Source organism: Pseudomonas lactucae, assembly GCF_036688725.1.
GTDB classification, from domain to species: Bacteria; Pseudomonadota; Gammaproteobacteria; order Pseudomonadales; family Pseudomonadaceae; genus Aquipseudomonas; species Aquipseudomonas lactucae.
The window spans coordinates 42,161-62,332 of sequence record NZ_JAQQPT010000028.1; the positions used below are offsets into that span (position 1 = coordinate 42,161).

Consider the following 20,172-nt stretch of genomic DNA (forward strand, 5'->3'; position numbering starts at 1 on the left):
TACGACCAAGGGGACTCCCCAGGGCGCAGTGATATCGCCATTGTTGGCGAATATCTATCTGTACTACGTGTTGGATCTGTGGGCAAGGCAGTGGCGCCAGCGGCATGCCCGTGGCGATGTGATTGTGGTGCGTTACGCGGACGACAGCGTGGTGGGGTTCAGGACGCAATGGCAGGCTCAGCAGTTTCTGGTGCCGTTGCAGGAGCACCACGCGGTGCCGGGAAACCTGATACGTCTGGGTGGTTTTCGTCTGGCGGTATGCCGTCTATGGCGGCAAGCCTCAAACGGCGCAGCCAACGTAATAGACTTCAATGATCACGCTATGGACGCCTTGCCGACCTCTACATACCTAGACCTAGAAATGCACATCCTTACCCTGAGGATCGCTTCGCGTTACATACCCGAGGCAGGAGCCGTATGCGGTAGTTCTGCACGTACGGATCTGTGCGGGGGCGGCAGGTAACTGCCGTCCCTACCGCGACTGTTTGTTAGGGGATTTAGCTCGGTAAAACGTTAGGGGGCATGCGGTAGATGGGCCGTGAGGTCATTTGGGTAGATCTTTGCACGCCGGGGCACATAAACAAATAGGTAGCCTGAAGCGGCTGCCTAACTGGCAGGCCTTTACGGCGTCCCGGTCATTGAAACCCAGCGAAGCTTTACAGCAATCAATATTGAGTACACAATTGAGTCCATCATAGAAACGCAACGTCATGAAAAGCTGAAAATTTCAAAGACTTGGGAGGTGAGTTATGATCCCGTCCGCTGCGCCATATTCGGTTACCTGGAACGCTGAACGTCAGGTCGCCACAAGAAGCCCGCTCATTGAGCGGGCTTTTTTTCGTCTGCGATTTTTATTTCTCTACGGTGCGTTGCGGCTGTGTCGGTAGTCGCTGACCGCTTCGTACACGGCCTTGCGCAAACGGTTGATACCGCCGATGGGGCGGTGTTCCTCCAGGCCAAACCAGGGGTTGAATGACTGGTTGTCGCACGCCAGGTTCAACGCCGGGGTGTCGAAGTCCTGGGCAGGAATCCGCACCCTGGCGACGGTTTCATACGGCGCATCGCTTTCCTTCCATTCGATGCTGGTGTCTTCGATCGGCATGAATTTTTGCGGGTTCTGCCGCTGGATCTGCAACACGAAACACGCCGGCACGCGGTCGGTGGAAAGCTGCTGGCTCAGGGCGCTGCGCAGAAAGTTCGGCAGGTCCTGGTTCTGTTTGGGCAGCACGTACTCCGGGCAGTTTTGCGGGTCGGGCGCCACGCGAAACTTGGCGTTGGCCGTACCGAACTTGTAGGGCGAGACCGAAAAGTATGTCGTCTGCGTCGGGCTGGCCGGGGCGGGTGCCAGCGTCGCCAGGGCGATAAACAAGTGGCGCACTTGCCAACTGCGTGGGTCGAGCCTGGGGAAGAACGCCAACACCTTCTTGCCATCCGCCTGGGCGCCGATGTTCTGCGCGTACTCGGCCACATCGCTGACAAAGAAGTTCGGGTGGCTGAACATCACGAAGTCCTGTTCGGCACGCGCTTGCTGGTCGGCCAGCAACTGTTTGCCCGGGACATCCAGCAGCTTGATCGCCATGCCGCGGGCGTCGCGGATGCTGTCGAATTGCGGATAAGCGTTGCCGTTGGACAAGCGCATCATCGCTTGCCAGGTTTTACCCGGCGTGGCGAATACGCCCTGTCGCAGCGCCGGGTCAAGGTCGGCCAGCACACTGACTTCGGCCTTCACGCAACCATGCGCCTTGGCGTGCGCATCGCGCAGGTAGCGCGTGCCTTCACGGTGCTGGTCGACGATGCGCACCGCGGTCTGAATGATGCCCTGGGTCATCGTCGCTTCACCCGTCGGGATCTGTTCATTCGGCGATACCGGCCCGCTGTGTTGCCAGGCGTACCAGGCGGTGGCCGTCAGCCAGCCGAGCAGGCCCAGGCCCACCAGCCACAGCAGCGTCTTGCCGAGAAACGCGCCGAGGCGCAGCCACAGGCGTGCGAGCAGGGAGCGTTGGTTGTATTGAGATCGGATAATCATGGCAGTTGTTGCTCCAGCGGGCCGCCCAGCACTTTGAGGTATTCCAGCAGCGCCCAGCGTTCCTGCGGCAGCAGGCCACGCCCGATCACGCCATTGCCACGCTCACCGGCGCGGAATTCGTGACCGCTGTTGTGGTTGCCGGTGATTTTGGTATCGAACAGGAAGGCGTTCTTGAAGGCATCGGTCTCAAAACCCAAATGGCGCGGGTCGTAGTTGAAGGTGCCTTTATAAAAGGTGACGCTGCGCTCGTCCTGGGGTGAGAGCAACTGGTAGATCGTTGGCACCGAACCGTTATGCAGGAACGGCGGGGTGGCCCATACGCCCGCCAGTGGGCGGGCCTTGTAGGCACGCAACTCGCGCACGCCGATGGGCAGGCCATAGCCATCCAGGCGGGGGCGCTCGGTCGGGGTCACACCGGCGGCGCGGTAGGCGTGGTCTTCGACGAAGGCGGTCACGTAGGCCAGGCCTTTGGCCACGGACATTTTTTTCAGGTCCAGGGGCTCGGTAGGCGTGGGATGCAACTGGACGTTGAGCCTGGTCAGTTCCACGGGGTCCCATCGCAGGCTGCTGAGGTCGTAGCGTTGGTCGGCGATATTACTGGCAGTGTTCGGGTCGGTGCCGATGTAGTCCACGGGCAGCATTTTCAGGTGTTGCACCGGGCGGCCGCCTTCCTGGCTGACGGTGGGCACGTGGCAGCCGGCGCAGTTCTCGGCAAACAGTGCCCGGCCTTGGGCGGCGAGGGGTTTGTCGATGGCGCCGAACAGCTCCTCGGGCCAGGTGGGTGGTTTGAGGCGTTGCAGGGTTTCTTCGATGAGGTTGAGGTCGCGCACCCGCACGCTGGACGGGTAGCGGGAATCGCCCTGGAGCGGCTGGCCGGCATCGTCGAAGAACGTCAGGGTCGCGCCGACGCCAAGGGCTTCGCCGATATTGCGCGCCATCGGCTGCTGGGCCGAGCCGTTCCATTGCACCCAATCGAAGGTCCAGATATCCCACAGTTGCGGGTAGTCCACCGGTGCATTGGCGACGCGATAATTGTCCGGGGTAATGGCGTCGCCAAAGCTGGCGTTGGCGATGCGGCCAAAGGCGTCGGTACGGCCCGGACCTTCTTCGGTGGGGTAGAGGCCGCGATGGGTGTCGTTCCAGGCGACCTTGAGGAATTTGTCGAGCGAGCGCTTGAAATCCTGGCGCAACTGGCTGTGCTCGGTGTCGTAGCGATCACCCAGTACCTGGCGGGCGAAACGCTCGAACTTCCACGGGTTGTAATAGGTGGCGGCAAGGCTGGCGACGAGGGCCTGGCCGAAACTGCCGCCGCGCAAGGTGGGTACGCTGGAAGGCAGTACATGTTGGGCTGAACCGCCGTCGATACGCAGCGCCTGGCCTTTGAAATGCAACTCGCCGGTGTGGCAGGCGGCGCAGGTGATATCCAGGTATTCAACGTTGCTGTCGGCGTTTTTGTGCCGGGCGAAACCGACCGGCAGGTTGCCGGGGTTTTGCGCGGTGGGCACCTGCTTGGGATCGACCAGAAAACCGAAGCGCGCCAGGTACGCAGGCGTGGCAAAGCGTTGCTCGGAAAACGGCAGTTCCAGGGCGGTGAACCAGTCGTAGTGCAAGCCTTTTACCTGAGTACCCTGGGGCGTGAAGTAATAAGTCTGGCGGTCGGCGGCACTCCATTGATCCTGGTAATGCACCTGCTCAACGGGCACATAGTCCGGCAGCTTGGGGTTGACGGTGTAATAGAGCACCACGGCCAGGATCAGGCCCAGAGCGGCGAGTATCAGGAGTAAAACGCGGTAAACAATGCGCAAGATGGCTATCCTTGTCTCGGTCTTGTCGAGGAGTCGTGTTGTTATGCCACTACGCCACACATGCGGCAAGTGGCCATGAGCTCGGTACCAGGCGATCCCACGATCCTTCGTGGGCCCCCATGATCAATGAAAATGCTTTTAAACACGTGAACTTATCAGAAGTTTCCTGCTCACATGCCGGTAGCCATTGGTCGTGGCCGCCTGATAAGCTCGCGACTTTATTCGAATGCCCTTTTGGCGCATGAACAAGGAAATAGCATGAAACAGCATCGGTTGGCGGCGGCGGTGGCCCTGGTTAGCCTGGTACTTGCGGGTTGTGATTCGCAGACCAGCGTAGAGCTGAAAACCCCGGCGCAGAAAGCTTCCTACGGTATCGGCCTGAACATGGGCAAAAGCCTTGCCCAGGAAGGCATGGATGACCTGGATTCCAAAGCAGTAGCCCAGGGCATCGAAGATGCCGTCGGCAAAAAAGAGCAGAAGCTCAAAGACGACGAATTGGTCGAGGCGTTTGCCGCACTGCAAAAACGTGCTGAAGAACGCATGACCAAGATGAGCGAAGAGTCGGCAGCCGCCGGCAAGAAATTCCTCGAAGACAACGCCAAGAAAGACGGCGTTGTCACCACCGCTTCCGGTCTGCAGTACAAGATCATCAAGAAGGCCGACGGCGCACAGCCTAAGCCGACTGACGTGGTGACGGTTCACTACACCGGCAAGCTCACCAACGGCACCACCTTTGACAGCTCCGTGGACCGCGGCAGCCCGATTGACCTGCCGGTCAGCGGCGTGATCCCGGGTTGGGTCGAAGGCCTGCAACTGATGCACGTGGGTGAGAAGGTCGAACTGTACATCCCGTCCGACCTGGCCTACGGTGCCCAGAGCCCGAGCCCGGCGATTCCAGCCAACTCCGTGCTGGTATTCGACCTGGAACTGCTGGCCATCAAGGATCCAGCCAAGGCTGACGCACCTGCAGCACCTGCCGCCAAGAAGTAATCGGCAGCTGAACACACAACGCCCCGTCTCGACGGGGCGTTGTTGTTTCTGTGGCTTGCACCGATCTAATGTAGAAGGGATCAAGCCTCTCCCACATTGACGCTGCTGCAAATCCGAACGAACGTCCCTGGCGGGCTACAGTCTGATATAAGACTCGAGCACGGGTAGCCATACGCAAGCGCCAAGTCAATGAAAACTTGGGTTTTTTTCATGTGCGCAAAAAACGCCCGATCTGACTGCAAGCCTTGTATTCCGTGGCTTTCAGGCGGTAAAACAGGCTCTGTTCACAAGGTTATCCACAATTTGTGTGGATAACCTTTCTGTTTGATGGAACTGGAGTGACAGATGAAACCACCCTTCAATTTCACCCGTTTCCTGCCCATGGCCGCGCGCTTGCTCGGCCGTGGGCGTTTGCCGACCTTGCTGTTCGCCGTTGCCGCCAAAGGTTCCAGCCAGGGCAACCGTCTGGGTAAGCTCAAGGATGATCTCAAACTGCTGCAGGCCCTGTGCCTGGCGTACTGGCGCGGCGAGTACCGCGCGATCAGCCCTAAGGCGTTGATCTCGGTGGTGGCAGGGTTGATGTACTTTTTGAGCCCGATTGATGCGATCCCGGACATTATCCCCATGTTCGGTATGTTCGATGACATCGCTGTACTGGCATGGCTCATGAAGACCCTGGAGGGCGAATTGAGCGCTTTCCGTGCCTGGCGTGATGCGCAGCGCCCGGAAAAGCTCGCGGTGGTTGAGCGCCTGCCGGCGACGCCCGCTCTGTTAGCCAGGGAAAACCCGCAAAAAAACTGACGATGCGCCTATCCCCCTGCGCCCTTTGTGGCTGTTAGGATTACACTCCTACGGAAAGAGCTTACTTAGTAAGAGTTGTTATCCTACGGGGCGGTCATGGATATTCAGATAATTTCACGCAATGGCGAACCCGAGTACGCGGTGTTGCCATGGGATCAGTACCAGGCGCTGTTAAAAGCCGCCGGTCAGCAACAGCCTACGCAAGTTCCTTCTCCTACTGTTCAAGCCGCACCTGCCCCGGCCCTGCGCCCGCTGGCGGACCTGCGCGGCTTGCGTGAAGCCAAGGGCCTGGCCATTGAAACCCTGGCCCGTACCGTGGGCATCAGCCCCTCGTATCTTGGATTGATCGAAACGGGTGAGCGTCAGCCGGATGCCGCGATACGCCGCAGCCTGGCCTGGGAATTAGGCGTTGCAGGTTGGAGGGATGAATCTTGAGCCTACGTATCAGTCGGCAACACTGGGATGGGTTACTTAACGAACTGGACCAGGCGCGCCGCCAGCGTCATCTGCTGACGTATCGCGCGCTGTTGGAGCGCTTGCAGTTTCCGACGCCGGCCATGCAGACCCTGGCGGCCGCCCTTGAGCATTTGGCGGCGCTGGACGCCAAGGCCGAGCAGCCGTTGCGCAGCTCGCTGGTGATCAGCCAGGGCGCCAGTCGCCTGCCGCGTACCGGTTTCTTCGAGTGCGTGGAGCGTCTGGGGCGTTTCAGTGGGCCGTCCGATGGCGTGGCCGCCGCTTCCTGGCACGCCTCGGAAGTGGTGCGGGTGTTCGAGTACGAATACCCGGAGTCCGCCGAAGTTTAAACCACGGGCAGGCTGTCCATGCTGTCGATCACATGGATGCTGTAGCCGGTTACATTCTTTGCATGATGCTTGGCCTGCGACGCCAGTTCCGCCAACTGGCTGGCATCGAGTTGTCCACAGGCCTGTGGATATAAATGCACCACCCCGATCGACAACGACAGCAGCGCGAATTCCTGTCGCACGCCCTGGCGGTTCAATGCGACGAAGCAGCCGGCATCCACGTGCTCGGCGCGGTAGAAACGTCGGCATTGGGTATGGAAGTCATCCAGCAATTGGTTGAGTCGCTTGCGCCAGTCCTGCGGGCCGAGCACCAGTAGAAAGTCATCCCCGCCGATATGCCCGACAAAGTCGCGGCTGGGGTCGACCCGGTCGTTCAGGCATTGCGCCAGGCACAGCAACACTTCATCCCCACGCCCATAACCGTAGATATCGTTGAACGGCTTGAAGCTGTCGATATCCACGTAGCAGATCACCGACTCGCGCTGTTGCTGCAACAGCCGCGTGAGGCATTGCTGGATCGGCACATTGCCGGGCAGCAGGGTCAGGGGGTTTGCGTAGCGCGCCTGTTGAATCTTCAGCTCGGTGATTAGCTTGAGCACATCGATTACCCGGCCCAGGCCCAGATAGTCGCCATTGAGCGTGATGATGAAGTCTTCTTCGATACGCTGGCGGGCACGGCTGGTGAGCAAGCGGCTGACTTGCTGCAGCGACTGGCCCAGTTCCACCGCCAGAAAGTCCGCGCTCATCAAGCGGCTGATGGGCTTGCGTGCAAACAGGTCGGTGGCGAACGGTTTGAGCAGCGCGTCGGACAGCGAATGCCGGTGCACAATGCCTACCGGGTGACCGCGTTCATCCAGGACCGCCAGGGAGTTGAGGTTGGCCTGGCGCCGGAACGCCTCCAGCACCTGGGCGGTGGCGGTGTCCTGGTCTACCGCCGGTTGTTCGTTGAGCAGGGCGCTGAGGTCGCTGCCTTCGTCGTTGAGTGTCACCGCATGCTGGTCAGGCTTGGGCAGCATCAATCGCGCTTCGTTCGGTGGATGCTCCTGCGGACGACAGAGCAGGTAGCCCTGCACCAGGTCCACACCCATTTCGGTCAACACTGCCAGCTCTTCCGGCAGTTCGATGCCCTCGGCAATCACTTGGGCGCGGGACGCTCGGGCGATTTGCAGGATCGAACCGACGAATTCGCGCTTGAGTGCGTCCTGATGAATGCCGTCGATGAAGTGCCGGTCGATCTTCACGTAGTCCGGGCGCAGTTCCGACCACAAGCGCAGGCTCGAATAGCCGGCGCCTAAATCATCCAGCGCAATCGAGAAGCCCATGTTGCGGTAATGGTGCAGGGCGGTTTGCAGCAGGTCGAAATCGTCGGTGGGGGTTTGCTCGGTGAGTTCGATCACCACCTGGCTGGGCGGGATGCCGAGGTCGCGCAGCAGTTGCAGGGTGCGTCCCGGCTGGTGCGCCGTTTCCAGCAAGGACTCCGGCGAGACATTCAGGAACAGTTTGCCCGGCAGCTTCTTCTCGCTGAAGCGTCGGCAGGCGCTTTCGCGGCAGGCCATTTCCAGTTCGCTGAGGCGCCCGGCGTGGCGGGCCACGGCGAACAGGGCGACGGGGGAGTGCAGCGGGCTGTTGGACGGGCCACGGCTGAGGGCTTCGTAGCCGAGGATGCGTCGTTCGGACAGGCAGATGATCGGTTGGAACAGGCTGTGCAAACTGCTTTGAGCCAGGATAGAGCCCAGTGCATTCAGCTGTTCGGTCATGGTCATGGTGATCTCGATCGAAAAAAAGGACCGCAGGCGATGAGCCTGCGGTCCTTCATTTCACGACAGAATGATGTCTATATGATGACACTCCGACGAGCGTTCACATTAAATTGCCATCATTTACTGCTTAGCCACCTGCTTGGTGATCTTCAGGTAGTCCAGCAGCACCCGGCCTGTCTCGGCCAGGTAGGCATCGTCTTCCGGTTTGGTTTTATCCGCCTCGGTCGGCAACGCGTCTTCGTCTTCTTTCTTCAGCTCCTTGAGTGGATCTTCACCCTTGGCCTTGCGGCGGATGTTTTCCAGCACCAGTTGCTTGTTTTCGATGTCGGTGTGCTGTGCACGACGGTCGACTTCGTTGAGGCTGACGGTTTTTTCTTCCATCAGCTTCTTGGCCAGGGCCAGCTTGTCGCGGATAAACACGAACTCGGCATCCTTGGCGGAGCGAGCATCGTGGTCAGCCTTCAACTGCGCCAGGAACGGCTTGAACGGGTCCGATGCAGGCTTGATTGCAGGGCGGATGGTGTCCCATGGCATGGCTTCGGGCAAGGCGCTTTCGCCGATTTCCTTGGTGTCGATGACCGACGGGAAATCGATATCCGGCAGTACGCCCTGATGCTGGGTGCTCTGCCCGGAAACCCGGTAGAACTTGGCCAGCGTCAGCTTGAGTTCGCCATGATTGAGCGGCTGAATGGTTTGCACGGTGCCTTTGCCGAAGGTCTGGCCACCGATGATCAGTGCACGGTGATAGTCCTGCATGGCGCCGGCGAAAATCTCCGAAGCCGAGGCCGAGAGACGGTTGACCAGCAACGCCATCGGCCCTTTGTAGAAGGCCCCCGGGTTTTCGTCTTCGAGCACATCGACACGGCCGTCCGCGTTGCGTACCAACACGGTCGGGCCCTTGTCGATGAACAGGCTGGTCAACTCGGTGGCTTCCTGCAGGGAACCGCCGCCGTTGTTGCGCAGGTCGATGACCACGCCGTCGACTTTTTCCTTCTGCAGTTCCGTGAGGATTTTCTTCACGTCGCGGGTGGTGGACTTGTAGTCCGGGTCACCGGCACGGAACGCCTTGAAGTCGAGGTAGAAGGCCGGGATTTCAATCACGCCCAGCTTGTAGTCCTTGCCATCCTGCTTGAGGTTGAGGACTTTCTTCTGCACGGCCTGGTCTTCGAGTTTCACCGCTTCACGGGTGATGGACACGATCTTGCTGGTCTGGTCGTTCGGCGCATTGGTGTGCGGGATCACTTCCAGGCGCACGACGCTGCCTTTCGGGCCACGGATCAACTTGACCACTTCGTCCAGGCGCCAGCCGACTACATCGACCATCTCCTTGTCGGCCTGGGCCACACCGATGATCTTGTCCGACGGGGCGACCTGCTTGGTCTTGTCGGCCGGACCTGCCGGCACCAGACGCACGATCTTGACCTGGTCATTGTCGCTTTGCAGGACGGCACCGATGCCTTCCAGCGACAGACTCATGTTGATATCAAAATTCTCTGCATTATCCGGCGACAGATAATTGGTGTGCGGGTCGTAGGACATCGCGAAGGTGTTGATGTAGGCCTGGAAGATATCTTCGGCACGGGTCTGGTCCAGACGCGCCAGTTGATTCTTGTAGCGCTTGGTCAACAGTTCCTGGATGGCCTTGGGCTCTTTGCCGGCGATCTTCAAGCGCAGCACTTCGTCCTTGACGCGTTTGCGCCACAGGTCGTCGAGGGCGGCGGTGCTGGTCAGCCAGGGGGCGTCCTTGCGGTCCACCAGAAGGGTTTCCTTCTGGGTGAAGTCGAGCTTGTCGACGCCTTTGTTCAACTCACCCAGGGCGAAGTCCAGACGCGCTTTGACGCGGTCCAGGTAACGCTTGTAGATGGTGAAGCCGGGCTGCAGGTCGCCGCTCTTGAGGAAGTCGTCGAACTGCGTCTTCCACTTGTCGAACTCAGCGATGTCGCTGGCCAGGAAGTAGCTGCGCGATGGGTCCAGCAGCTTGATATAGCTGTCATAGATGATCACCGAGCGCGCATCGTCCAGCGGCGGTTTGCTGTAGTGATGACGCTTGAGCAACTCGACCACGTTAAGGCTGGCAATCACCTCGTCGCGGTCGGGCTGAAGATTGTCCCAGCTGTTGGCTGCGAACGTATTGGTCGACATCGACGCGAAGCCGAGACCAATGAAAAGAGCGAGGGCGGTGCTGGGGAACAGATGCTTCATGCTGATTCGACGTGGGGGCAATTGATAACGCATATTAGGCCGTCTTTGAAGTTGCCGGTTCCATAGGGGCCGGTCGCATAATGCAAAAAGCCCGACGCTACAGCGCCGGGCTCAGTCCAGAGTCACTATGGAGGCACTGTGAAAGCATTGCAAGGCGTTGAAGGTCATGTGGAGTGGTTGGAACAACCAAGTCCTACATGTGACGTAGGCCAAGTTCGCATTCGCGTGGCGGCTGCGGGCCTCAATCGCACCGATTTATTACAGGAAACGGCTGCTGGTGATTGACGAAAGCCTGGCCTGATCCTGCAGTTGGTTGCATTTGAGCGTGTCAGCGATGAGTGGCAATCCAGATCAACAGCCCCGCCTGAAACACCGTAAATGCCACCAGGCAGGTGATGGTAAAGCGCAACCCGCTGTCCTCACGTTTGAACTTGGTGACTTTTTCCTCTTCCTTGCGCAGCTTGACCTCATGCTCCAGCAGCTTGTGCTCGGCCTGTTGCAGCATCTGCGCCGCTTCAAGGATCTCCACGAACTGCACCTTCTCGGTGTTCCAGCTGTCCAGCACGCTGCCGACCTTGCCCGGCTGCACGTTGCCTTTCAAATGCTGCACATCGGCGTAGGCCACATCAAAGCCCTGGATTCGCAGAAAGTGATCACGGCGCAGGCGCGTGGCCTCGTTGAGCGCGTCCTTGTTGGACAGGTCGACGCCGTCGACGCGGTAGTGCGACCACTTCTTTTTCGCCCAGGCGGCGCCTTGGGCCACGAGGAAGCGCCCGATACCCCGGTTGGCCGGCTCGATTTCCAGGCTGTTGCCTGGCCCGAAGTGCACGCGATGGGTGTCGTGATCAACCCAGATATCCAGATGGTTCTGCTCGCGCCGCACCCGTTGGGCCGGCAGCTGAATGACCATGCGCAACAGGCTGTGGTGCTGGTCATGGCGCTCGGCATAGCCGAACTGCACGAAGCGCAAAGGCCGCACACCGGTGGCGCGGTCGGTGACCAGGGGCGCCAGGCGCAGCATTTTGAAATGCTCGGCCTGAACGTCCGCCCACGGCAGCGGCGCCGTGTCGACGGTCTCGGTGTTTCCAGCCGGTGTGTCGGCGGTCGGTTCGGGTGTAGCTTCAGTGGTTGTCATGCGACGTGTTCCTGTCCAGGCCCTGCGAGTCGACAGTCTTTTTACTGTCGACCCAGGGCTTATCGGCCGTTTTTGCCAGGACTGGAGGCCAATTGCCGCTTAATGGGAGTCAAGCCCCTGGATAAAGCGCACCACACGCTCGCCCAACTCCGCAGCGAGGGGCAACTTCGGGTCGTTGTAGGAGGCCAGTTGCTGTTTCACGTCATTGGGCACGATGCGCATCACATGGTTCATGCCTTCAATCACCGTCAATTGTGCGTCGGGCTTGGCCTGCTTCAGCTGCCGGGCATCGCCGACACCCACCTGGATATCGTGAGTGCCCTGAACGATCAACGCAGGCATGCGCAGTCTGGCAAAGGCCGCCGAAGGGTCGGCGCGAAACAGGCTGATCAGGTAAGGCTGCACGCTGGGCCGGAAAATGCCTTCCAGCGGGCCTGGCACATCGGTATCCACCTGGCCGGCCTTGAGGTGATCGAGGATTTCATTGCTGCGCAACAGCAGGGCAGGGGGCAGGTGATTGGCCAGTTGCTGACGGATCACCTGATCCACCGGCCGGGCGCTGCCGGACAGGGAAATGACGCCGGCCGGGTCGAGTTGCGGTGCGGCCAGGGCCGCGACCAGCGCACCTTCGCTATGGCCGAGCACAATCAGCGGGCCCATGCGTTTGTCGGCCTTGAGCAATTGGCCCCAGGCCACGGCATCGGCCACGTAGGCGTCGAGGGTCAGGTTGCGCTCATCGGGGGTGGCGGCGAGGCTGGCGGCCACACCGCGCTTGTCATACCGCACGCTGGCGATGTTATGCCGCGCCAGCACCCAGGCCAGGCGCTTGAGGCTGTCATTGCGCGCGCCGTCGGCGCTGTTGCCGTTACGGTCGGTGGGGCCGGAACCGGCGATGATCAGCACCACCGGCACCGGTTTGTCGGACTGGGGCAACAGCAACGAGCCGAACAACTCGCCGCTGCTGGTATTCAGGCTGATGGGGCGTTGCAGTACGACAGGGGCGGCGGCCTGGGCCACGCCGACAAACAGGGTGAGGGTGAACAGTAAGACTCGCAGCATCATTGCGCCATTATCGAGGAGGTGCCGGTTGGACCCGCGTCCACCGGTAAGGTTTCGAGGATGAACTAGTCGGTTAGCCTGCGTATACTGGCCGCCTTAAGTTATTACGGTTGACTTGATTCAACTGATTTCACGGAGCGCCCCGCATGTCCGGCAATACCTTCGGCAAGTTGTTCACTGTCACCACCGCGGGCGAAAGCCATGGCGCGGCGTTGGTCGCCATTGTCGACGGCTGCCCGCCCGGGCTCGAGCTATCCCTGGAAGACCTGCAGCGTGACCTCGACCGCCGCAAGCCCGGCACCAGCCGCCACACCACCCAACGCCAGGAGCCGGACGAAGTCGAGATCCTCTCCGGCGTGTTCGAAGGCCGCACCACCGGCTGCGCCATCGGCCTGCTGATCCGCAACACCGACCAGAAGTCCAAGGACTACTCGGCGATCAAGGACCTGTTCCGCCCGGCCCACGCCGACTATACCTACCACCACAAATACGGCGAACGCGACTACCGTGGCGGTGGCCGCAGTTCGGCCCGCGAAACCGCCATGCGCGTGGCCGCTGGCGCCATCGCCAAGAAATACCTGGCCACCCAGGGCATCGTGATCCGTGGCTACATGAGCCAGCTGGGCCCGATTGAAATTCCGTTCAAGACCTGGGACAGCGTCGATGACAACGCTTTCTTCAGCCCGGACCCGGACAAAGTGCCGGAACTGGAAGCCTACATGGACCAACTGCGCCGCGATCAGGACTCGGTCGGGGCCAGGATTACCGTGGTGGCCGAGGGGGTAAAACCCGGCCTGGGCGAACCGATCTTCGACCGCCTCGACGCCGAACTGGCCCACGCGCTGATGAGCATCAACGCCGTCAAGGGCGTGGAAATCGGCGCAGGTTTTGCCTGCGTCTCCCAACGCGGCACCGAGCATCGCGATGAGCTGACCCCGCAAGGTTTCCTCAGCAACAATGCCGGCGGCATCCTCGGTGGTATCTCCTCCGGCCAGCCGATCGTTGCGCACCTGGCGCTCAAGGCCACGTCGAGCATCACCACTCCCGGCCGTTCGATCGATGTACACGGCAACCCGGTGGACGTGATCACCAAGGGCCGTCATGACCCATGCGTGGGCATCCGTGCCACGCCGATCGCCGAGGCGATGATGGCCATCGTATTGATGGACCACCTGCTGCGTAATCGCGGGCAAAATGCGGATGTGCGTGTGAGTACGCCGGTGCTGGGCCAGCTGTGACGGGCTGGTTGTGACAGCCCTTCCTTATTGGCGCCTCTCCAGCTTCTACCTCTTCTACTTCGCCCTGCTGGGGGCGACTGCGCCGTTCCTCGCGCTGTACTTCGATCACCTGGGGTTCTCCAGCGCGCGCATCGGCGAGCTGGTGGCCATCCCCATGCTGATGCGCTGCGTGGCGCCCAACCTGTGGGGCTGGCTGGGCGACTACACCGGCCGGCGGTTGGCCATCGTGCGGTTTGGCGCGGTGTGTACCCTGGTCAGTTTTTCGCTGATCTTCGTCAGCCAGACCTACGCCTGGTTGGCCCTGGTGATGGCCCTGCATGCGTTCTTCTGGCACGCGGTGTTGCCGCAGTTCGAAGTGATCACCCTGGCTCACCTGCAAAAACAAACCTCGCGCTACAGCCAGATCCGCCTGTGGGGCTCCATCGGTTTCATCCTGACGGTGGTGATCATGGGGCGCCTGTTCGACTGGCTGAGCCTGGACATCTACCCGGTGGTGGTCCTGGTGATCATGGCCGGTATCATCGGCGCCAGCCTGTGGGTGCCGAACGCGCAACCGGCTACCCATGGCAATCGCCTGGCGGGTGACGGCTTCCTCAAGCAACTGCGCAGCCCCGGCGTATTGGCGTTTTATGCCTGTGTGGCATTGATGCAAATGAGCCATGGGCCGTATTACACCTTCCTCACCCTGCACCTCGAACACCTGGGCTACAGCCGTGGCGTGATTGGCCTGTTATGGGCCCTGGGGGTGGTGGCCGAAGTGCTGATGTTCCTGGGCATGAGCCGCATCCTCACGCGCTTTTCGGTACGCCGGGTACTGCTGGCGAGCTTCCTGTTGGCGGCGCTGCGCTGGTTGCTGCTGGGCTCGTTCGCCGAGTTTTTCTGGGTGTTGTTGCTGGCGCAGGTGATGCACGCCGCCACGTTCGGCAGCTTCCATGCGGCGGCGATTGCCTTTGTACAGCGCAGCTTTGGCGCTAAACAGCAAGGCCAGGGCCAAGCGCTCTACGCCGCCCTCGCCGGCACCGGCGGGGCATTGGGCGCGCTGTATTCCGGCTACAGCTGGAATCTGCTGGGGCCGACCTTCACCTTTAGTATTGCCAGCCTCGCCGCCTTCGCTGCAGCCGTTATCATTGGCCTTCGATTGCACGAGCAGAACCAAGGAACCCTTCAATGAGTTATGTCGCCGTCTACCCCGTTGCTACGCCGGACACTCCGAACAAGGTACTGACCCATTTTGACGACATCGCCGCTGTCCTGGCCGATCACGGCGTGCGGTTCGCGCGTTGGCAGCCTGAGCCGGTCGAGAAGGGCGCCAGTGACGCTGCGCTGATCGCGGCGTACCAGACGCAGATCGACGCCCTGGGTTACGCGCACGTAGAAGTGCTGCGCGTCACCGACGACCATCCGCAAAACGCCGAGTTGCGCGCGCAGGGTCTCCACGAGCGTCGTTGCAAGGAGGATGAGGTGCGTTTTTTCATCGCGGGCCAGGGCCAGTTCGGCCTGCATATCGGCGACTACGTGTATGCCGTGCGCTGTGAGAAAAACGATCTGCTGGTGATCCCGGCGGAGGTGGCGCATTGGTTTGATAGGGGCGAGAACCCGCACTTCGTGGCATTGCGTTTTTTCAATTCGGTGGACGGCTGTGCGCCCGAGTTGACCGGCGATTCGATTGCCGCTCGCTTCCCTGGTTTGGACGACTGAACCCAAGGGATTGGGGGTGTTCAACCCCTGTACGTTTGAAGTTGCTGTGGGAAGAAGCCTAATCATATGTAGGGCTTGGCTGTTTATCACGAGCCTTGCCCACTGATTCCATTCGATATGTAACTCTCTGCGCTCTCAATGTTTATATCACCTGTCAATAGGAGGAATCCGAAGGGTGATAGGGCATCAGCCAATAATAAGGAGAGAACCATGAATGGCCCACAGGAGCCGTGTCCGAACCCGTATTCCGTGCCCAGTGCGCTCAGACGGCGCTTGAGTCTTTCAGGCAAGCCCCTGACTCCTTCAGAACTGGAGATCCTGCGATGGGCATCGGAGGGCAAGACCGTCTGGGAGATCAGCCAGATACGCGCCACGTCCCAAGCCACGGTCAAATTCCACCTGCGCAATATCTACGGAAAACTGGATGTCAGCAACCGCGTCCAGGCGATGAACGAGGCGGTACGTCAGGGGCTGTATTGAACCCATGCAAAAGGGCCGCGACGCTGGATGGCGTCGCGGCCCTTTTTTCAGTCAAGCGTGCCGGTGATGCGTGATCAGGCCGAATGGTAGGTCGGCAGGGCGAAGCGATTCTGGCTTTGCAGCATCGAGATTTGCGGCAGTTCGCTGGCTTGTTCGGCCAGGTCGCGGCGAATGGCGCTGATGACCCAGGTCAGTTGGTCGGCAGTGTGCAACTGCTGATAGGAAATCGAACGCTTGACCTGTTTGCCTTCGCTGTTGCGCAGGGTCAACAGAATGCCGCCATCAGGACGTGGCTGAGTAGTAACGTCGTAGTTGGAAAATACAGAAGCGAATTTATCTTGGATCAGGCTCATGTCTATCAGCTCCGTTGGCTCAAGTGGGCAAGCATGGAGTGATAGGTGCAGTGATTGTGCCAGCTAATGACTTGCAAAAAAGTCTTTATAAATCAGCAGTTTATAAAAATTTAGGATTTTTGATTTCGTGCAATTTGCATGAATGGCCATCATGCATCCTGCATTTTGCTTTATCGCAGCCGGTCGATTACCGACACGTCTACTGATAATGACTGCTGGCGCGCGGTGAAATTCCCTGCTTGGGTGCTCGTTCATCGGGATACAAAACTTTTCAAATCCCGCGTGTACAGTCACGCAAATGCTGACGTATTTTCCTGCAAGGCATTTGGCCGCTGCCTACAGGGGCGTCGGCGTCGCGGGATCATACGAATAATAAGAAAAAGGACGTTCCACCATGAACCCTCCGCAAAACGACATGATCACTTGGGGCAAGTTGCTGCGTAAGGTGCCTGCCATCGTCAGCGCGCTGCCACGCGTGATTCGCGGCATGCGTGCGGCCAATGTCACCGACCCCGCGCAGCCCTGCGGGTTGGGCTGGCACTTTGAGCAAGCCACGTTGCGCAACCCTGATGGCGCCGCGTTGTTGTACGGCGATTGCGTGCTCAGCTACCGCAACGCCAACGAGCGCGCCAACCGTATTGCCCACCACTTGCATGCCCAGGGCATCGGCAAGGGTGATGTGGTGGCGCTGTTTATCGAAAATCGCCCCGAACTGCTCCTTAACGTGCTGGCCGTGGCCAAGCTAGGCGGCATCTGCGCGATGCTCAATACCGCGCAGACCCAGGCGACGCTGGTCCATAGCCTGAACCTGGTGAACCCGGTAGCCATTGCCGTCGGTGCGGAATTAGTGGGTGCCTATGACGCAGTGCGTGACCAGGTAGCGATCAAGGCCGAGCGAACCTGGTGTGTCGTGGATCAGCAGTCCGGCGCGGTGCCGCCGGGTTACATCGACCTGCTGGCGTCCAGCGCCGAGTGCCCGGTGGACAATCCGGCCAGCACCGCACAGGTCTTCTTCAACGACCCCTGTTTCTATATCTACACTTCGGGCACCACCGGCCTGCCCAAGGCCGGCATCATGAAGCATGGCCGCTGGACCAAAACCGCCGTCAGCTTCGGCAGCATTGCCCTGGACATGGGCCCGGACGATGTCCTCTATTGCACCTTGCCGCTCTATCACGCCACAGGGCTGTGTGTGTGCTGGGGCTCGGCGATTGTCGGTGCGTCGGGCTTTGCGATTCGCCGCAAGTTCAGCGCCAGCCAGTTCTGGGACGACGCACGCCGATTCAAGGCAACCACCCTCGGCTATGTCGGCGAACTGTGTCGCTACCTGCTCGACCAGCCTCCCGGCGAGAGCGATCGTGATAACCGTGTGACCAAGATGGTTGGCAATGGCCTGCGCCCCGGTGTGTGGGCGCAGTTCAAGGCGCGCTATGGCGTCGAGCATATCTGTGAGCTGTACGCCGCCAGCGACGGCAATATCGGCTTTACCAACGTGCTGAATTTCGACAACACCATCGGCTTTTGTCTGCAGCACTGGGCGTTGGTCGACTACGCCCACGACTGCGGTGAGCCACTGCGCGGCAGCGATGGCTTTATGCGCAAGGTGCCCACGGGCGGGCAGGGCCTGTTGCTGGCGAGGATTGATGAAAAATCGCCGTTCGACGGCTACACCGACCCGGAAAAGAACCGCAAGGTGGTACTCACCGACGTGTTTGAAAAGGGCGACCGTTACTTCAATACCGGGGACTTGTTGCGCAGCATTGGCTTCGGTCATGCGCAATTCGTCGACCGCCTGGGGGACACCTATCGCTGGAAAGGTGAAAACGTCTCCACCACCGAAGTCGAGAATGTACTGCTGCAACACCCGCAGATCGCCGAAGTGGTGGCCTACGGTGTCGAGGTCGAAAACACCAATGGCCGTGCCGGCATGGTTGCCATCACCCCAAGCGAGTCGCTGGCTGCGCTGGACATGCGTGAGCTGCTGCAATTCGCCCAGGGCCAGTTGCCGCACTATGCGGTGCCGTTGTTCTTGCGGATCAAGGTCAAGATGGAAACCACCGGTACGTTCAAATACCAGAAGGTCAAGCTCAAGGAAGAGGCGTTTGATCCGGACAAGGCCGGCACTGACCCCGTATATGCCTGGCTGCCCGGATCGGATTGCTACGTGCCGGTCACGGCGCAGTTGCGGGCGCAGATCCAGGGCGGCCAGTTCCGCTATTGATTCTGCCTATGGGCGCTTTTGACAAAAAAACCATGACAGGTGGGAACTCCCTCGCGACACTGGGCGCCATAGTCAGTACCAGAAAGGAGCCCCTACATGTCAGACCAGCCTAAACAGATGACCGAAGACGAAGCCGCCGAATTTGCCGAGCAGGTCTTCGACGTCGCCCGCCGAGGCGACGCGGCCATGCTCGCCGCGCTGCTGGCCAAAGGCTTGCCGGCCAACTTTCGCAACCACAACGGCGACACCTTGCTGATGCTCGCGGCCTACCACGGCCATGCCGAGGCGGTAAAAGTGCTGCTGGAATTCAAGGCCGACCCGCTGATTGCCAATGACAAGAACCAATTGCCGATTGCCGGCGCGGCGTTCAAGGGCAATTTGCCGGTGGTCAAGGCGCTGATCGAAGGCGGTACGCCGGTGGAAGCGGCTTCGTCCGACGGGCGTACAGCATTGATGATGGCGGCCATGTTCAACCGCGTGGAAATGCTCGATTACCTGCTTGGCCAGGGCGCCAACCCCAAGGCCACCGATGCTCAGGGCGCGACGGCGCTGGCGGCGGCCCAGACGATGGGAGCGACGGATACGGCGGCGCGGTTGCAGAAACTGGTGTAGGCTACGCGCCCTCGAAAACCCGCCCGCTACAGGATCACCCCATGAAGACCGCCCTCGTCGAACTCATCAGCAAAATCAGCGCCGGGGTCATGGGCGAGGACGAGGTGGCGCGCATCGCCGATGAAGCCGCCCAGGCTTATGCCGATCCGGTGGCGTTCCTGGCGGCCAACCCGGACATCAACTACGACGACAGCTTCCCGATTCCGCTGGGGGAGTGGGTCGTGGTCGGCAGCCTGCCGGACACCGTGCTGTTCCAGGCCGACACCTATGGCGATCTGTTTGCGCAGATCGTCGCTTCGTTCGGCCCGGGCGTGGCGTTCAACCTCAAGCCCAAGCAATTGGCCAAGACCGAAGACCTTACCGCGCTCAACCGCATCCAGATCCAGATGAGCGCCCTGAGCCCGCAAGACGGTGGCTATGTGTTGCTCAACTTCAGCCAACTGCTGGATGACCAGATCCAGGCCGTGCTGGTGTTCGGCAACGACCTGCCACGGGTGCTGGAACTGTGCGCCGAAGTCGGCATTCAGGCCGAGCCGTCGCTGGAAGCGCTGAAAGTGGCGGTGCACGCCTGAAATAAAACGGAACCCCTGCCAGGCCTGACTATCCTACAAGTGCATGCCCCCACTTAGGAGCGACACCATGGGTTCCACTTTTAATGGCTTGATCGGGTTGATCATCCTGGCGCTGGATATCTGGGCGATCATCAACGTGTTCAAAAGCGGCGCGAGCACCGGTGCCAAGGTGCTGTGGATCCTGTTGATCCTGCTGCTGCCGGTACTGGGCCTGATCATCTGGGCGATTGCCGGGCCGCGCGGTAACGTACGGATCTGATCGCCTCACTCCTTCTGGAGTGGGCACAGTCAATGTGGGAGGGAGCAAGTCGAATCGTCGCACCGCCCTCCCACATTTGGTTTAAGGCGTCCGGAAGATTTGTGTATCGAAATATTCGCTGCACAGAATTTTCACACCCTGTCCAAGACAATTTCCCG

General features: G+C 60.3%; 20 protein-coding genes and 1 pseudogene. 14 read left to right on the plus strand and 7 right to left on the minus strand.

What is annotated here, in order from left to right:
- Positions 1-28 precede the first annotated feature (28 nt).
- Positions 29-463 (plus strand): hypothetical protein, encoded by a 435-nt coding sequence (locus tag V6M90_RS26425; protein ID WP_332847408.1) that lies wholly within the window; start codon positions 29-31, stop codon positions 461-463.
- Positions 464-859: 396 nt separating this feature from the next.
- On the opposite strand, the gene V6M90_RS26430 is transcribed toward V6M90_RS26425, so the two are convergent.
- Together V6M90_RS26430 and V6M90_RS26435 are read right to left on the minus strand one after the other, a co-directional pair.
- Entirely contained in the window at positions 860-2,026 is a 1,167-nt protein-coding gene (locus V6M90_RS26430; protein ID WP_003172936.1) for a catalase family protein, read from the minus strand.
- Entirely contained in the window at positions 2,023-3,831 is a 1,809-nt protein-coding gene (locus tag V6M90_RS26435; RefSeq protein WP_332847397.1) for a di-heme-cytochrome C peroxidase, read from the minus strand. Before V6M90_RS26435 ends, V6M90_RS26430 begins: the two co-directional genes overlap by 4 nt.
- A gap of 258 nt (positions 3,832-4,089) precedes the next feature.
- Here V6M90_RS26435 and V6M90_RS26440 point away from each other — a divergent pair, with 258 nt between their 5' ends.
- From V6M90_RS26440 to V6M90_RS26455, 4 genes are all read left to right on the plus strand, one after another.
- Positions 4,090-4,821 carry an FKBP-type peptidyl-prolyl cis-trans isomerase gene (locus V6M90_RS26440; protein ID WP_003172938.1) on the plus strand — a complete coding sequence of 244 codons (732 nt, stop codon included), beginning with the start codon at positions 4,090-4,092 and terminating at the stop codon, positions 4,819-4,821.
- 345 nt (positions 4,822-5,166) lie between these two features.
- On the plus strand, positions 5,167-5,622 hold the full coding sequence (locus V6M90_RS26445; protein ID WP_078823893.1) for a YkvA family protein: 456 nt from the start codon (positions 5,167-5,169) through the stop codon (positions 5,620-5,622).
- A gap of 96 nt (positions 5,623-5,718) precedes the next feature.
- Complete coding sequence (locus V6M90_RS26450) at positions 5,719-6,057, plus strand: helix-turn-helix domain-containing protein (protein WP_332847398.1); 339 nt, start codon at positions 5,719-5,721, stop codon at positions 6,055-6,057.
- Positions 6,054-6,425: a hypothetical protein gene (locus V6M90_RS26455; protein WP_003172941.1), complete on the plus strand. Its 372-nt coding sequence runs from the start codon at positions 6,054-6,056 to the stop codon at positions 6,423-6,425. The genes V6M90_RS26450 and V6M90_RS26455 overlap by 4 nt, the downstream gene beginning before the upstream one ends.
- Here V6M90_RS26455 and V6M90_RS26460 read toward each other — a convergent pair.
- Complete coding sequence (locus tag V6M90_RS26460) at positions 6,422-8,188, minus strand: bifunctional diguanylate cyclase/phosphodiesterase (RefSeq protein ID WP_003172943.1); 1,767 nt, start codon at positions 8,186-8,188, stop codon at positions 6,422-6,424. The two genes, V6M90_RS26455 and V6M90_RS26460, sit on opposite strands and share 4 nt — an antisense overlap.
- Positions 8,189-8,305: 117 nt before the next feature.
- Positions 8,306-10,387: a carboxy terminal-processing peptidase gene (locus tag V6M90_RS26465; protein WP_332847399.1), complete on the minus strand. Its 2,082-nt coding sequence runs from the start codon at positions 10,385-10,387 to the stop codon at positions 8,306-8,308.
- 138 nt (positions 10,388-10,525) lie between these two features.
- On the opposite strand from V6M90_RS26465, the pseudogene V6M90_RS26470 reads away from it, so the two are divergent.
- Positions 10,526-10,657 (plus strand): annotated as a pseudogene (locus V6M90_RS26470) (NAD(P)H-quinone oxidoreductase); the annotation flags it as partial.
- Positions 10,658-10,715: 58 nt separating this feature from the next.
- On the opposite strand, the gene V6M90_RS26475 reads toward V6M90_RS26470, so the two are convergent.
- The gene (locus tag V6M90_RS26475; protein WP_141063670.1) at positions 10,716-11,522 is read right to left on the minus strand and encodes a hypothetical protein; all 807 of its coding nucleotides are present in this window, start codon (positions 11,520-11,522) and stop codon (positions 10,716-10,718) included.
- 99 nt (positions 11,523-11,621) lie between these two features.
- Positions 11,622-12,584 (minus strand): alpha/beta hydrolase, encoded by a 963-nt coding sequence (locus tag V6M90_RS26480; protein ID WP_332847400.1) that lies wholly within the window; start codon positions 12,582-12,584, stop codon positions 11,622-11,624.
- Between the two features lie 143 nt (positions 12,585-12,727).
- Between V6M90_RS26480 and aroC the strand changes: the two genes are divergently transcribed.
- The 4 genes from aroC (at position 12,728) to V6M90_RS26500 (ending at position 15,997) form a co-directional block, all read left to right on the plus strand.
- On the plus strand, positions 12,728-13,819 hold the full coding sequence (gene aroC / locus V6M90_RS26485) for a chorismate synthase (protein WP_003172947.1): 1,092 nt from the start codon (positions 12,728-12,730) through the stop codon (positions 13,817-13,819).
- A 4-nt stretch (positions 13,820-13,823) separates the two neighbouring features.
- Complete coding sequence (locus V6M90_RS26490) at positions 13,824-14,990, plus strand: MFS transporter (protein ID WP_332847409.1); 1,167 nt, start codon at positions 13,824-13,826, stop codon at positions 14,988-14,990.
- Positions 14,987-15,517: an acireductone dioxygenase gene (locus V6M90_RS26495; RefSeq protein ID WP_141063667.1), complete on the plus strand. Its 531-nt coding sequence runs from the start codon at positions 14,987-14,989 to the stop codon at positions 15,515-15,517. Before V6M90_RS26490 ends, V6M90_RS26495 begins: the two co-directional genes overlap by 4 nt.
- Positions 15,518-15,727: 210 nt before the next feature.
- Entirely contained in the window at positions 15,728-15,997 is a 270-nt protein-coding gene (locus tag V6M90_RS26500; protein ID WP_003172950.1) for a response regulator transcription factor, read from the plus strand.
- Between the two features lie 74 nt (positions 15,998-16,071).
- On the opposite strand, the gene V6M90_RS26505 is transcribed toward V6M90_RS26500, so the two are convergent.
- Positions 16,072-16,350: a DUF3509 domain-containing protein gene (locus V6M90_RS26505; protein WP_003172952.1), complete on the minus strand. Its 279-nt coding sequence runs from the start codon at positions 16,348-16,350 to the stop codon at positions 16,072-16,074.
- Positions 16,351-16,744: 394 nt separating this feature from the next.
- Between V6M90_RS26505 and V6M90_RS26510 the strand changes: the two genes are divergently transcribed.
- From V6M90_RS26510 to V6M90_RS26525, 4 genes are all read left to right on the plus strand, one after another.
- Positions 16,745-18,571 carry a long-chain-acyl-CoA synthetase gene (locus V6M90_RS26510; protein WP_332847401.1) on the plus strand — a complete coding sequence of 609 codons (1,827 nt, stop codon included), beginning with the start codon at positions 16,745-16,747 and terminating at the stop codon, positions 18,569-18,571.
- A 96-nt stretch (positions 18,572-18,667) separates the two neighbouring features.
- On the plus strand, positions 18,668-19,183 hold the full coding sequence (locus tag V6M90_RS26515) for an ankyrin repeat domain-containing protein (protein WP_003172954.1): 516 nt from the start codon (positions 18,668-18,670) through the stop codon (positions 19,181-19,183).
- 41 nt (positions 19,184-19,224) lie between these two features.
- The gene (locus V6M90_RS26520; protein WP_305428959.1) at positions 19,225-19,755 is read left to right on the plus strand and encodes a hypothetical protein; all 531 of its coding nucleotides are present in this window, start codon (positions 19,225-19,227) and stop codon (positions 19,753-19,755) included.
- 67 nt (positions 19,756-19,822) lie between these two features.
- Entirely contained in the window at positions 19,823-20,014 is a 192-nt protein-coding gene (locus V6M90_RS26525; protein WP_003172956.1) for a PLDc N-terminal domain-containing protein, read from the plus strand.
- Positions 20,015-20,172: the final 158 nt, after the last annotated feature.

Excerpts from the sequence above, each read along its gene's own strand:
- V6M90_RS26515 (WP_003172954.1), top strand. The coding sequence starts at position 18,668 with ATGTCAGACCAGCCTAAACAGATGACCGAAGACGAAGCCGCCGAATTT.
- V6M90_RS26465 (WP_332847399.1), bottom strand. The coding sequence starts at position 10,387 with ATGAAGCATCTGTTCCCCAGCACCGCCCTCGCTCTTTTCATTGGTCTC.
- V6M90_RS26450 (WP_332847398.1), top strand. The coding sequence starts at position 5,719 with ATGGATATTCAGATAATTTCACGCAATGGCGAACCCGAGTACGCGGTG.
- V6M90_RS26505 (WP_003172952.1), bottom strand. The coding sequence starts at position 16,350 with ATGAGCCTGATCCAAGATAAATTCGCTTCTGTATTTTCCAACTACGAC.
- aroC (WP_003172947.1), top strand. The coding sequence starts at position 12,728 with ATGTCCGGCAATACCTTCGGCAAGTTGTTCACTGTCACCACCGCGGGC.
- V6M90_RS26475 (WP_141063670.1), bottom strand. The coding sequence starts at position 11,522 with ATGACAACCACTGAAGCTACACCCGAACCGACCGCCGACACACCGGCT.
- V6M90_RS26430 (WP_003172936.1), bottom strand. The coding sequence starts at position 2,026 with ATGATTATCCGATCTCAATACAACCAACGCTCCCTGCTCGCACGCCTG.
- V6M90_RS26440 (WP_003172938.1), top strand. The coding sequence starts at position 4,090 with ATGAAACAGCATCGGTTGGCGGCGGCGGTGGCCCTGGTTAGCCTGGTA.
- V6M90_RS26525 (WP_003172956.1), top strand. The coding sequence starts at position 19,823 with ATGGGTTCCACTTTTAATGGCTTGATCGGGTTGATCATCCTGGCGCTG.
- V6M90_RS26445 (WP_078823893.1), top strand. The coding sequence starts at position 5,167 with ATGAAACCACCCTTCAATTTCACCCGTTTCCTGCCCATGGCCGCGCGC.
- V6M90_RS26500 (WP_003172950.1), top strand. The coding sequence starts at position 15,728 with ATGAATGGCCCACAGGAGCCGTGTCCGAACCCGTATTCCGTGCCCAGT.
- V6M90_RS26495 (WP_141063667.1), top strand. The coding sequence starts at position 14,987 with ATGAGTTATGTCGCCGTCTACCCCGTTGCTACGCCGGACACTCCGAAC.
- V6M90_RS26480 (WP_332847400.1), bottom strand. The coding sequence starts at position 12,584 with ATGATGCTGCGAGTCTTACTGTTCACCCTCACCCTGTTTGTCGGCGTG.
- V6M90_RS26520 (WP_305428959.1), top strand. The coding sequence starts at position 19,225 with ATGAAGACCGCCCTCGTCGAACTCATCAGCAAAATCAGCGCCGGGGTC.
- V6M90_RS26510 (WP_332847401.1), top strand. The coding sequence starts at position 16,745 with ATGAACCCTCCGCAAAACGACATGATCACTTGGGGCAAGTTGCTGCGT.
- V6M90_RS26460 (WP_003172943.1), bottom strand. The coding sequence starts at position 8,188 with ATGACCATGACCGAACAGCTGAATGCACTGGGCTCTATCCTGGCTCAA.